The sequence below is a fragment of the Billgrantia lactosivorans genome (assembly GCF_003254665.1).
Lineage (GTDB): Bacteria > Pseudomonadota > Gammaproteobacteria > Pseudomonadales > Halomonadaceae > Halomonas > Halomonas lactosivorans.
In genome coordinates, this window is sequence record NZ_QHGY01000023.1 from 1 (window position 1) to 12,588 (window position 12,588).

Annotated in this window: 11 protein-coding genes and 1 pseudogene; 10 read left to right on the plus strand and 2 right to left on the minus strand. The window is 67.1% G+C overall.

Going from position 1 to position 12,588, the window contains the following annotated elements; all coding sequences use genetic code 11:
* From DIS04_RS20015 to DIS04_RS20040, 6 genes and pseudogenes are all read left to right on the plus strand, one after another.
* Nucleotides 1-197: pseudogene (locus tag DIS04_RS20015) on the plus strand (prenyltransferase); the annotation flags it as partial.
* A gap of 176 nt (nt 198-373) precedes the next feature.
* Nucleotides 374-598, plus strand: a complete 225-nt coding sequence (locus tag DIS04_RS20020) for a hypothetical protein (protein WP_245904652.1) — start codon at nt 374-376, stop codon at nt 596-598.
* A gap of 12 nt (nt 599-610) precedes the next feature.
* Complete coding sequence (locus tag DIS04_RS20595) at nt 611-1,276, plus strand: NADH-quinone oxidoreductase subunit K (protein WP_179951317.1); 666 nt, start codon at nt 611-613, stop codon at nt 1,274-1,276.
* Nucleotides 1,273-2,763, plus strand: a complete 1,491-nt coding sequence (locus DIS04_RS20030; RefSeq protein WP_111415557.1) for a complex I subunit 5 family protein — start codon at nt 1,273-1,275, stop codon at nt 2,761-2,763. Before DIS04_RS20595 ends, DIS04_RS20030 begins: the two co-directional genes overlap by 4 nt.
* Nucleotides 2,760-4,253, plus strand: a complete 1,494-nt coding sequence (locus DIS04_RS20035) for a proton-conducting transporter transmembrane domain-containing protein (RefSeq protein ID WP_111415558.1) — start codon at nt 2,760-2,762, stop codon at nt 4,251-4,253. The genes DIS04_RS20030 and DIS04_RS20035 overlap by 4 nt, the downstream gene beginning before the upstream one ends.
* A complete protein-coding gene (locus DIS04_RS20040) occupies nt 4,250-6,052 on the plus strand; it encodes a complex I subunit 5 family protein (protein WP_111415559.1) in 1,803 nt (600 codons plus the stop codon). The genes DIS04_RS20035 and DIS04_RS20040 overlap by 4 nt, the downstream gene beginning before the upstream one ends.
* A 40-nt stretch (nt 6,053-6,092) precedes the next feature.
* On the opposite strand, the gene DIS04_RS20045 is transcribed toward DIS04_RS20040, so the two are convergent.
* Nucleotides 6,093-7,505 carry a PhoH family protein gene (locus DIS04_RS20045; protein WP_111415560.1) on the minus strand — a complete coding sequence of 471 codons (1,413 nt, stop codon included), beginning with the start codon at nt 7,503-7,505 and terminating at the stop codon, nt 6,093-6,095.
* Between the two features lie 454 nt (nt 7,506-7,959).
* Between DIS04_RS20045 and DIS04_RS20050 the strand changes: the two genes are divergently transcribed.
* Nucleotides 7,960-8,628 (plus strand): cell division protein ZipA C-terminal FtsZ-binding domain-containing protein, encoded by a 669-nt coding sequence (locus DIS04_RS20050; RefSeq protein WP_162623133.1) that lies wholly within the window; start codon nt 7,960-7,962, stop codon nt 8,626-8,628.
* A gap of 344 nt (nt 8,629-8,972) precedes the next feature.
* Entirely contained in the window at nt 8,973-10,673 is a 1,701-nt protein-coding gene (locus DIS04_RS20055; protein WP_111415562.1) for a methyl-accepting chemotaxis protein, read from the plus strand.
* Between the two features lie 74 nt (nt 10,674-10,747).
* Here DIS04_RS20055 and DIS04_RS20060 read toward each other — a convergent pair whose 3' ends face one another.
* Nucleotides 10,748-11,335, minus strand: a complete 588-nt coding sequence (locus DIS04_RS20060) for a YqaA family protein (protein WP_111415565.1) — start codon at nt 11,333-11,335, stop codon at nt 10,748-10,750.
* 129 nt (nt 11,336-11,464) lie between these two features.
* Here DIS04_RS20060 and DIS04_RS20065 point away from each other — a divergent pair, with 129 nt between their 5' ends.
* Nucleotides 11,465-11,935 (plus strand): AAC(3)-I family aminoglycoside N-acetyltransferase, encoded by a 471-nt coding sequence (locus DIS04_RS20065; RefSeq protein WP_111415563.1) that lies wholly within the window; start codon nt 11,465-11,467, stop codon nt 11,933-11,935.
* Between the two features lie 9 nt (nt 11,936-11,944).
* The gene (locus DIS04_RS20070; RefSeq protein ID WP_111415564.1) at nt 11,945-12,484 is read left to right on the plus strand and encodes a GNAT family N-acetyltransferase; all 540 of its coding nucleotides are present in this window, start codon (nt 11,945-11,947) and stop codon (nt 12,482-12,484) included.
* Nucleotides 12,485-12,588 lie beyond the last annotated feature (104 nt).

Genomic DNA, 12,588 nt, shown 5'->3' on the forward strand with positions numbered 1-12,588 from the left:
GGGCGCTGCCCGCCGGCGCCTGGCTGATGTGGCTGGCGCTACCGGCCCTGGCCTGGCTGGTTCGCGGCCTGTGGCGGCTGCCGCCGGAAGTGGAGCGGGGCGCGCTGGCGCCGCTGCTGCCGCTGCTGGGGCTCAATGTCATGCTGCTGCTGGCGAGCCTGGCGCTGCTCAACCTGGGGCTGTGGCTGGCGGGTTGAGGCAGGGCGAGGTTGCCATCAACGTGGCAGGCCGGCGCGGAGTCTGACAGGCTGGGGGTAGGGACTGCCTGAGCCCGGGTTGGTCCCCGGGGGTTGAGTCAGGCAGGATCGATCCCAAGGTCCAGGTAGACGCCTGGTCCGTCAGCACATCCAGTCAGCACAAGGAGAGCGTGATGATGCCCGATATTTCCGAGGAGCTGCGTTTGCCGGTGGCCTGCCCGAGCTGCGGTAGCCACCTGTACCGTGTCTCGAAGGTACATAACCCCGACGACAAGGTGTTCTGTGCCTCCTGCAAGCGCTTCCTGTGCCTCTACCACGAAGCGCAGACCATGCTGGAGCACGGCCCGGGCGACGAACTCGAGGCCATGATCGAAGAGGTCGTCAACCGCAACCATCACTAGGGTGCGGTCGACATGCCGCCACTCGAGGAGACGCTGCTGGCCGCCGCGCTGCTGCTGCTGGCCGCGCTGTCGCTGTTCGACCGCCACCTGGTGCGGGCGTGCAGCTGGTTCGTGACCTTCGCCCTGGTGGTCGCCCTGGCCTGGGCCCGCCTGGGGCTGGTGTGGCTGGCGCTGCTCGAGCTGGTGCTGGGCGCGCTGCTGACCGGCGCCTTCCTGTTCCATGCCCTGGGCATGACGCCGCTCGTCAGGCGCCCCCGTGGTTTCTTCGCCCGCTGGCATGACCCGCTGCCGCTGACCTGGCGGCTGGCCCTGGCGCGCCTGCTGCCGGCGCTGGTCGTGCTCGCCATGCTGGGCGTGGCCCTGGCGGCGTTGGGCGAGGGTGTCGGTTCGCTGCGTCCGGCCGGCTTCGTCCTGCTCGGGCTGGGGCTGTGGGCCTTCGCCCTGCATCGCCACCTGCTGCGTCGGCTGCTGGCGTTCAATGTGATCGGCACGGGGATCTTCCTGCTCCTGATGTCGCTGGCCGAGCCCGCGGCGCTGCCCGCCGCCCACGGCCTGGTGATCACCGGGCTGGTGGTGGCCCTGCTGGGCACGGCGCTCGGTGCGCTGCTGGTTCGTCGGCTGGAGGCGCTGGAGGCGCGCCACGGGGCGAGGGCGCGAACGCACGGACACCCGGCATGATCGAGCGCCTGGGGCTCAGCCCGGCGACGGCCCCACTGGAGCACCAGGCCGCGCTGTGGGTCGTGCTCGGCCTGCCGCTGCTGCTCGGCGCACTTGGTGCCGTCGTGCGGCCGGCGCGCACCTGGCCCGTCGTCGTGGCCGGGATGCTCCCGCTGCTGGCCCTGGGCTGGCTGTTTGCCGAGGTAGCCGGCGGGGCGGGCCGTAGCGCGGTGACCGAGTTCGGCCCCCTGACGCTGCACTGGCGAATCAACGGCTTGACGCTGCTGCTGCTGCTGTTGTCCGGGGTGATTGCCCTGGCCAGTGCGATCTACGCACCCGCCTATCTGCGTGAGGACGTCGAGGCGTCGTCGCGAGGTCAGGCCTGGTTCTGGCCGTTGCTGGGCCTGCTGAGCTCGAGCCTGATGCTGATCTGGCTCGCCGCCGACCTGCTGCTGCTCTACATCGGGCTCGAACTGATGGGGCTGACGGCAGTAGGGCTGATGCTGCTGCCGGGCAAGGCCGAGGCCCTGGTGGCCGGACTGCGCTACCTGCTGCTGGCGCTGGTGGGGTCGCTGGCCTTCCTGCTGGGCGTTGCCCTGCTGCTGGGCGCCTGGGGGCGGCTGGACCTGGCGGGGCTGGCCGAGGCGGCCGAGCCCGGTGCGCCGCTGTGGGTGGCGGTGGCGCTGCTGAGTGGCGGGCTGCTGCTCAAGGCGGCGGCCTTTCCCCTCCACGCCTGGCTGGCGCCGGTGCACGCCTCGGCCTGGATACCGGTCAGTGCGCTGCATGCCGGCCTGGTGATCAAGGCCTCCTTCTTCATCGCCCTGCAGCTGTGGCTGCTGCTGGTCCCCGCCGCGGCACTGGCGGCCTGGGCGATGGGCGGCCTGGCCGGCGCCGCGGTGATCTGGGGCGGCGTGATGGCCTGGCGCTCGGTCAAGCTGAAGGAGATGGTGGCCTGGTCCACCGTCTCGCAGCTGGGCTACCTGCTGCTGGCCTTTCCGCTGCTGGTGGGTACCGGCTCGGCCGTGGCCGACCTGGCCTGGCAGGGCACCTGGCTGCAGCTGGCCGCCCATGGCCTGGCCAAGGCGGCCATGTTCCTGGCCGCGGGTAACCTGATCCTGGCCACCGGTGAGTCCCGGGTGGAGGGCCTGGCCGGCGCCAGCCGTCGCTTCCCGATCTCGCTGCTCAGCTTCGGCATGGCGGCGATCAGCCTGGTCGGGCTGCCGCCCAGCATGGGCTTCACCGCCAAGTGGCTCTTGCTGCATGCCGCGCTGGCGGGCGGCCACTGGCCCTGGGTGGCGGTGCTCGCCGTCGGCACGCTGCTCAGCGCCGCCTACGTCTTTCGCATCTTCCGCTACTGCTTCATCGAGGATGCGCCCGAATACGAGTTCCGCCGGGTACCCCTGGGCATGGACGCCATCGCCCTGCTGCTGGCCCTGGCGGCGCTGCTGCTGGGGCTGGCGGCCGCCTGGCCAGTGACGCTGCTGCGCGGTGCGGGGGGCGAGCCATGAGCCAGGGCTGGCTGCCGGTGTTCACCCTCGCCACCTCGCTGCTGGTGGCGCCGCTGATTCTCCTCCTGCCGGAGCGGGCCGGGCGGGCGCGGGCGGTGGTGAACCTGGCGGCCGCCGTGCTCAAGCTGCTGCTGGTCGCGCTGCTGGTGCTGGGGTTCTACCAGGGGCGCGACTACACCTTCGGCTTCACGGTGGTGGAGGGGGTCAGCTTCCTGCTCCAGGTCGATGCCCTGGGGCTGATGTTCGCCGGCCTCTCGTCGCTGCTGTGGCTGGCCACCACGGTCTACGCCATCGGCTACCTCGAGGACTCGCCCAACCGCAAGCGCTTCTTCGGCTTCTTCAGCCTCTGCGTGGCCAGCACGGTCGGCATCGCCCTGGCCGGCAACCTGTTCACCTTCCTGCTGTTCTACGAGCTGCTGACGCTGTCGACCTATCCGCTGGTAGTGCACCGCGGCCACGACAAGGCGCTGGCGGCGGGGAAGGTCTACCTGCGCTATACACTGACCGGCGGCCTGGTGCTGCTGCTGGGGGTGGTGGCACTGCATGCCCTGGTGGGCGATGTCGCCTTCGGCCAGCGCGAGAGGCTCGCCGACCTGGGGCCCGAGGCCCACCCCATGCTGAGCGTGCTGTTTCTGGTGCTGTTGCTCGGCCTGGGGGTCAAGGCGGCGCTGGTGCCGCTGCATGGCTGGCTGCCGCGGGCCATGGTGGCGCCGGCACCGGTCAGCGCGTTACTGCATGCCGTGGCGGTGGTCAAGGCGGGGGCGTTCGGCATCGTGCGGCTGGTCTACGACGTCTACGGCATCTCACTGGTCCACGAGCTCGGCCTGCTGACGCTGCTCAGCGTCGTTGCGACCGTGACCATCCTGTACGGCTCGGTGAAGGCTCTGTCGCAGCAGGAACTCAAGCCGCGGCTGGCCTACTCCACGGTCAGCCAGGTCTCCTACATCGTGCTCGGGATCAGCCTGTTCGGGCCCTTCGGCACCATCGCCGGGCTCGTCCACCTGATGCACCAGGGGCTGATGAAGGTCACGCTGTTCTACTGCGCGGGCAACTATGCCGAGGAGCTCGGCATCCATCGCATCGAGGATCTCGACGGCGCGGGGCGGCGCATGCCCCTCACCAGCATGGCCTTCACCGTGGGGGCGCTGGGCATGATCGGCCTGCCGCCGATCGCCGGCTTCATCACCAAGTGGTACCTGGGCATGGGCGCGGTCCAGGCCGGCATGCCCTGGGTGATCGGCGTGATCGCCACCAGCAGCCTGCTGAACGCCGCCTACTTCCTGCCCATCCTGCACCGGCTGTGGTTTCGCCAGGGGCGGGGCCGCTGGCCGGAGGAACGCCGCCTGGGGCGCTACGAGACCAGCGCCTGGCTGCTGCTGCCGACCGCCGCGACGGCGCTGTTCAGCATCCTGGTGGGGCTGCTGGCGGGCGTTCCCTTCAGCCCGCTGGACCTGGCGACGTTCATGGCGACGAAGGAGTACCTGCCATGAGCCTGCTGCTTGCCCTGGCGCCGCTCTGGCCCTTGCTGGTGATGCTCAACGCCGGGTTGCGGCTGGCCCTGGCCCTGTCCCGGTCTGGCCCGCGCCGCGGCCGGCCGCGGCTGGAGCTGCTCGATGCGGTGTGGCTGTCGGCACCGCTGCCGGCGCTGCTGCTGGCGCTGTGGCCCGGCGAGCTGGCGCTGTCGATGCAGAGCTGGATGCTGGGGGGCGTGTGGCAGCTCGATGCCATGCGTCGGCCCTGGCTGCTGTTCGCCGCGTTGCTGTGGCTGCTGGCCGGGGGCTACGCGCGCGGCTACCTGGCCGATGAACGGCGCCGGGCCCGGGCCGGCGAGGGAACGGCGCGGCGCCGGCTGACGGCCTTCGCGCTGCTGTGGCCGCTGACGCTGGCCGGCAACCTGCTGCTGATCCTGGCCGAGGACATCCCCAGCTTCTACCTGGGCTTCGTCACCATGACCCTGGCCGCCTATGGCCTGGTGGTGCACGCCGGCGGTCGCGAGGCCAGGCTCGGCGGCTTCTCCTACCTGGTGCTCGCGCTCGTCGGCGAGGGGCTGATTCTGATGGGCCTGCTGTGGTCGGCGGGCAGCGCCGAGGCGCTGACCCTGAGCGGGCTGCGAACGGCCATCGCCGAGGCCGAGCAGGGGCTGTGGATGGCCACGCTGCTGTGGCTCGGGTTCGGCGTCAAGGCGGGGGTGGTCGGGCTGCACGTCTGGCTGCCACTGGCGCATCCGGTGGCGCCCACGCCGGCCAGCGCCGTGCTCAGCGGCGTGATGGTCAAGGCCGGCGTGCTGGGCTGGCTGAGCACCCTGCCGCTGGGCGTCGTCGAGGCTGGGCTCGCGCCGCTGGGAGGCTGGATCACGGGGGCGGGGCTCGCCGGCGCCTTCGTTGCGGCCGTACTGGGCGTGTGCCAGCGCCACCCCAAGGCGGTGCTCGCCTACTCCAGCGTCAGCCAGCTGGGCATGCTCGCCAGCCTGGTCGGCGTGGGGCTGAGCGAACCCTCACTGTGGCCGGCGCTGCTGGCCCCGGTCACGCTGTTCGCCGGGCACCACGGCATGACCAAGGGGGCGCTGTTCTTCGGTGTCGGCGTCAGCGAGCATCCGCCGCGGCTGCCGGCCTGGCTGATCTGGCCGCTGCTGGCGCTGCCGGCGCTGTCGCTGAGCGGTGCGCTGGCCTCGGGGCTCATCGCCAAGAGCTTCATGAAAGAGGTGCTCTACGAGAGCGCACACGCCTGGCTGCTGACCTGGCTCAGCCTGGCGGCGGTGGGCAGTACGCTGCTGATGGCACGCGCGCTGTGGCGGCAGTGGCGAGGGCGGGGCGAGCCCTGCATGGCGTGGTATGCGCCGATGCCGCTGGCCTGGCTGAGCGCGGTGCTGGCGGCGGCAGCGGTGCCGCTATGGCTGCCCTTCGGCGAGGCCGGCATCCCTTGGCCGGCCCCGGGGGACCTGCTTGGGCTGGTGTGGCCGGCGCTCGTGGGCCTGACGCTTGCCGGTTTGCTGCTGTGGGTGGCGCAGGCCGGCAGCGGCCGGCGACCTGCGGCGCCGCGGTGGCCCGCCGGCGACCTGTGGTGGGGCTATGCGGCGGCGGCCGGGTGGGCCGCGGCAGGGCTGGCGAGGGCCCAGGCCGCACTCGAGTCCCGCGGCCAGCGACTGCGGGCGCGGCTGGTGGAGGTAGAGCACCGTGTCATCGACTGGCTCGACGGCCTGGCCCACGCCGAGCGGGGCTTCATCCACTTCGCCGTACCGCTGGCGGTGGGGGTGACGGCGCTGCTGCTGCTGGGACTGTGGCTGGGCTAGGCGGCGGGGCCTGGGGCTCGCCCAGGCCCCGCCGCCGGTTTCACAGCAGTTCTTCCCCCGCCAGCGCCAGGCGCGAACGCTCGACGCTGCGCAGCGTCACGTGGCCGGCGTGCGGCCAGTTGCTGAAGCGCTGTACCACGGCCGCCATGCCGCAGGTGTTGGCGGTGAGGTAGGGCGTGTCGATCTGGCCGACGTTGCCCAGGCAGACGATCTTGGTGTTGCGCCCGGCCCGGGTGAGCAGGGTCTTGAGCTGCTTGGGGGTGAAGTTCTGCGCCTCGTCGATGATCAGGAAGGTGTCGTTCAGGGTGCGCCCGCGCATGAAGCCGGGGGCGCGGATCTGCACCCGGGAGCCGATCAGGCTGCGCGTGGCGTCCTGGCTCCAGCTGGTGCTGCCGTCATGCTCGTCGCGCAGCAGGTTGTCCATGTTGTCGTGGAAGGCGCCCATCCACGGCGACATCTTCTCCTCCTCGGTGCCGGGCAAAAAGCCGATGTCCTCGCTCATCGAGATCGGCGCCCGGGTGAAGACGATACGCTCGAAGCGCTTGGCATCCAGGGTCTGCTGGAAGGCCGCGGCCAGCGTCATGTAGGTCTTGCCGGTGCCGGCGCTGCCGGCGATGGTGACGAGGTCGATGTCGTCGTCCATCAGCAGGTTGAGGGCGAAGTTCTGGCGGCTGTCGTGGGCGTGCACGCCCCACACGCCGTCCTTGTGGCGGTAGTTGGTCAATAGCTGCAGCCGCGCCTGGCTGGGGCCCAGCTCGCGGACGATGGCCTCGAAGCTGGCGCCGTTCTCGCTGTCCGACACCAGCATGCCGAGGTGCCAGCCGGCGGGAATCTTGCCTTCCAGCCGGTAGAAGGTGTGGCGGTCGACTCGCTCCACTTCCACTTCGACGTCCATCTGGCCCCAGGGGCCGCTGCCGCCCTCCGCATCGGGATAGATGCGCACCCCCTCCAGCATGACGTCGCTGTCGCTGAAGGCGCGGTCGGTCAGGTAGTCCTCCACCGGCACGTGCAGGGCCGCGGCCTTGACCCGCAGGTTGATGTCCTTGGTCACGAGCACCACCGAGGCATCGGGGCGCTCGTCGCGCAGCCGGCAGGTCTCGGCCAGCAGCACGTTGTCGGGGCTCTCCTCGAGGTGCTCGAGCGGCTTGAGCTCGGGGTAACAGAGGAACCTCAGCTTGCCGAGCGTGGTGCCGCCGGCGCGAGGGATCGGGATGCCTTGCTGGATCTCGTCGAAGGTGACCTGGTTGGTGAGGTCGGAGAGGGTACGGCTGACCTGGCGGGCGGTGCGAGCGATCTCGCGCAGGCCGTTCTTGAGCTTGTCGAGTTCCTCGAGCACGGTCATGGGGATGACCACCTCGTGTTCCTCGAACTGGTAAAGGGCAGCGGGGTCATGTAGCAGGACGTTGGTATCCAGCACATAGAGTCGCTTGGCTTTCTTGTCGAGTCGTACCATCGGGGCAGCGCTCCTGAGTTGACGGCACCTACAACACTGGCCTTCACATCATTCCATGGCATGACAGTCCCGGCTCGCTGGCGGCCAGTGTCACTTGTTCTGGCGTGGCTCCCTGTTGTCTTCGTTACCCTTAGCATGGGGGTTCCGCGCCCGGGCTGCCATCGAAATGCTTCAACGCAAGCGGGAAGACGGAACGGGTAGGATGGATCGCTGGCCCGGCGAAGGTCAGTGACGCGGCCGGTCAGGCACGACGGGGCCACGGGATAGGGCGCGACGGAGGGGCGCAGGCGTCAGCTAACGTTGATTGCGCATATAGCGATGCGAAGCGTAACGGCGTAGCCTGCAGCAAAACAACAAGGCCCACGGCGTGCCTGCGCAGCGAGCCGTTGCAGCGGTAGGGCATGTCGCGCGGGTGGAGTCTGCCCGTGGGCCAATGAAGGTAGAGGTACGCAGGATGGATGCGGTCGTCGCGGTTCTGATCGTTGCGGGAGTGGCACTGCTGCTCTCGTTGGTGTGCTTGGTGGCTTTCGTGAAGAGCCGTGGCGCTCGCAGCGAAATCGAGCAGGCCCCCTTGGCAACCCGCCGCGTGGCAGAGGCGGCCCCCGCACCCCCTGCCGAGGAAGCCGCGCGCGCGGAAGCGGGCGCCCGGCCGGAACCGGATGCGCCCGAGCCGATGCATCGCTTCCAGGTCGCCTCGGGCAAGGAGATCAAGCAGTGCCTGTTCGTGATCCTCGACTGGCCGGGGTTGGACACCAACCGCCGCCTCGCCCGCCTGCTCAGGGAGTACAACGCCAACTACGACGCCAAGCTGGGCGTCTACAAGATTCGCGACCCGCTCGCCGGCTACAAGCTCACCATCGCCAACTCGTCGCCCCCCGGTACCCTGCCGCCCCTCCACGAAGGCGATGACCAGCCCACCGTGCCAGGCGTCTCCATCCTGATCCACTTCGTCAGCAAGCGCAGCGTGGCGCGCAACCCCGAGACGCTGATCCACATCACCCAGTCCATCGCCGCCATCGGCGGACACATCCTCGATGCCGAGCGCAATGCCGTCAGCGTAGAGGAGTTCGAGCAGCTGAGGCAGCATGCACGGAACAGTGAAGCCGTGACACGGAAGGCTTGAAGAAAAGTACGACGAATTGTTCCAACATTAATATCGAATATTAGTTATGCAAAATAGATAATTTAATAATTTTTTAATTAATTTTATTTAATTCAAATAATTAGCGTTTAAAAACAGTTGCTTATCCAGAAGTCACAGTGCTGTGCCAACCGAGTTGTCAAGAATTGTTGCTACTATTCCCCCTTTTCCTGACTTGAGTCAAGGCATCCGCCGGATGGTCTTAACTTGAGTTAGTTTCTGCTGCGCTTGGCCGATATCTGCATTGCCGGCTGATCCCATCAGCCTTTGGCAAGGAAATATCCCCACGATAAGCAGTGATACGACTACCGTAGGTGAGGAACAGAATGCAGCGCTTACTTATGAACCTATCGATAAAGGCCGGTCTGACCGGTGTGCTGGTGACTTTTACCGTGCTGATCGCCGCGGTGGCCTTTCTGGGATATCAGGCCAGTACCCTGGGGGAAACCTCGATGGAGGAACTGAACTCGTTCAACTCCCAATTGAATGAGTTGAATCGGGCGCAGGTGAACGCTGCCGATACCCAGCTAGGATTTCTCAACCATCTCGACGCCTTGAATGAAGGGGATAGAGCCCTGGCTACCCGTTCTCTGGAGGCTGCAGAGCGTTCCCTGGCCACAGCGCAGGAACGCTTCGCGAACTACGTTGCCCTTCCCAAGTCAGCTCGTGGTCAGCCCTATGCCGATGAGCTCGAGGACATCTTCAGTCGGCTGATGCAACGTGGGCTGGAGCCTCAGCTGGCAGCCCTGCAACGTGGCGATGAGCAAGCCTATCGGGTAGCCAAGAGAGACGGCGACCTCATCAATCAGGAGTTCATCGATGCCAGCCAGGCGTTTGTCCAGTATGCCAGTGGCCGCGGCAATGACCTCCTGGCGAGCTTCGACTCAACCATGTCGCTCTATATCAACATCGATATCGTCGTGCTGATGCTGGTGGTGCTCTGCATCGTCGCAGTGCGCATAGGCATGATGCGGGTCCTCATTCGTCCCCTTGATGAAGCGGTGCAGCACTTCGAGCTGATGGCCAAGGGGGACCTGTCACACAGGATCGCTGACCGCGGGCGTAACGAAATCGGCAAGCTTTTCTCCGCCATGCAGCACATGCAGGCCGGGCTTTACCAGACAGTCTCCACGGTACGTGACAGCAGCGGCTCCATCCATGTGGGCGCACGCGAGATCGCCAGCGGCAATGCCGACCTATCCTCGCGCACCGAAGAGCAGGCGGCTTCCCTGCAGGAAACCGCCGCCAGCATGGAACAGCTGACTGCCACAGTGCGACAGAATGCCGAGAATGCACGTCAGGGGAGCAGCCTGGCCAAGGATGCCTCGTCTACTGCCGGTCGCGGGGGCGAAGTGGTCAAGGAAGTGATCGATACCATGCATGGCATCACCGAGAGTTCACGCAAGGTAGCGGACATAATCGGTGTCATCGATTCGATAGCATTCCAGACCAACATTCTTGCACTGAATGCCTCGGTGGAGGCTGCACGCGCAGGTGAACAGGGGAGGGGCTTTGCTGTGGTAGCCAGCGAGGTGCGCAACCTGGCGAGCCGCAGTGCAGACGCAGCCGGCGAGATCAAGCGCCTGATAGAAGCTTCGGGCGAGCAGGTTACCAAGGGCGCCACGCTGGTCGAGAGTGCCGGCAATACGATGCAGGACATCCTGGCGTCGGTTCGCCGTGTCAGCGACATCATGGATGAGATATCAGCCGCTTCCCAGGAGCAGAGCTCAGGGATCGAACAGGTCAATACCGCCGTGTCGCAGATGGATGAGGTGACCCAGCAAAACGCCGCACTGGTGGAGCAGGCCTCGGCGGCGGCGGCATCGCTCGAGGCCCAGGCCGAACAGCTGGAATCGGCAGTTTCCCTATTCACGCTCGCCTCCGATGAGACGTCGCGAGCCGCCAAGAGTACTCCAGACCTGGCCCTGCCAGGCAGCACTATAGCAGTCTCGAAGGAAGTCGATAGAATCACCAAACGTTTGACGCAGCCATCGAGGCAGGCCGAGCCGGAGTGGTCTGAGTTTTAAGTACCTTTCAAAGCTCGAAAAGACGGGGTGCCTTGAGCACCCCGTCTTGTCCGAGGTTCGCATTGGCTGGAACCTCAAGCCACCTCGTACCATACCCAGAGGCCGAACAGCGCCAGCAGCACGATACCCACCGGACGCGAATGGCGTTGCCACAGGCTGAGCGCCGCATCGCCGGCCAAGGCGACGAGCAGTGCCAGGCCGAAGTAGCGCACGCCGCGAGCCAGCATCGCCGCCAGCAGGAAGAGCGGGTAGGGGTAGCCGCTGGTCCCGGCGGCCAGCATGGCGATCTGGAAAGGTATCGGCACGATGCCGATGGCGGCAACGGCCAGGAAGCCGTCCTCCTGCAGTCGGGAGCGGAAGGCGTCGAACGCCTCCTGGCTGCCGAACAGTGCTATCAACTGATCTCCCCACTGCTCCATCACGGATGCGCCCAGCAAGTAGCCCAGCGACGCGGCCGCCAGGTTGCCGGCCAGCGCCACGCCGGCGATCGTCCACTTGCGCTCGGGGTGGCACAGCATCCAGGGGATGAGGATGACTTCGATGGGGATCGGCACCAGCAGGGTTTCCAGCATCGAGGCGCCGAACAGCAGCCACAGGGCATGAGGCGAGCAGTTCAGCCGCTCGAGCCAGGCCGTGATGGAAGCAAGTCGAAAGCGTGACATGAACAGGCGCATCCTTGCGGTGTAGAAGAGCTTGAGCATAGGCCATCGGAAGGCGCATAACAGAACGATGCCACCGCCAACCTGCCCAGGCCGCATGGCACAGGGCCGCCGCTTGCCGCGAGGTGAATGATGCACCCATCGACCGGATTCGACATCGAGACGCTGTCGCCTCACGATATCCCGTCCCTCCACGACCTGCTGACCGTGTTCGGCGAGGCGTTCGACGAGGTGGCGACCTACGCCTCGGCCCGCCCCGCACGAGCCTACCTGGAGCGCCTGCTGGCCAGCGATACCTTCCTGGCCCTGGTGGCGCGCAAGAACGGCGAGGTAGTCGCGGGGCTGGCTGCCTACGAGCTGCACAAGTTCGAGCAGGAGCGCAGCGAGATCTATATTTACGACTTGGCGGTGGCCGAGGCGCACCGTCGCGAGGGCATCGCCACCGCGCTGATCGAACGGCTCAAGGCGATGGCGCAGCAGCGGGGCGCCTACGTGATCTACGTGCAGGCGGATCTGGGCGATACACCCGCCATCGAACTCTATTCGAAACTCGGGGTTCGCGAGGACGTGCTGCACTTCGACATCGAGGTGCCGATGGCCTGAGGGAGGCTCATGTTCGATCTGGAAACGCCACGCCTGAGGTTGCGCCCGCTCTGCACCGGCGACCTGCCCGCGCTGGCCGCAATGCTTGCCGACCCGGAAGTGATGCGCCATTCGCTGCGCGGCGTCTGCGACGAGATGGCGACCCGCATCTTCCTTGACTGGTGCTTCGACTGTTACATCAAGCACCGCACGGGGCCGCTGGCCCTGGTGGACCGGCATGGCGACCACTTCGTCGGCTTCTGCGGCGTGTCGCCTGAAACGATCAAAGGCACCACGGAGTTGAACCTGGGCTACCGGCTCGCCAGGCAATATTGGGGGAAGGGGCTGGCGACCGAAGCCTCTCTTGCTGCGCTGGGGCACGCCTTCGGTGACAGGCGATTCGACTCGGTCGTCGCCATCGTCGAGTCGGCGCATGCGGCATCGATGCGGGTGGTGGAGAAGGTGGGATTCGGCTGCTTCGAGGCGCTGGAGTTCCACAAGCGGCCGGTGCGCCTGTACCGTATGCAGCGGGAGCAATGGCATCAGCGGCTGGCAGCCGAGCAGGACTGAGCGGGCAGGGCGCATTCGTCCCTGGGTACGGCTGGAGTAGCCGCCCCGGGCGAGGCGACACAACAAGACATCAGGAAAGCGACCATGGACCTGACGACGCTATT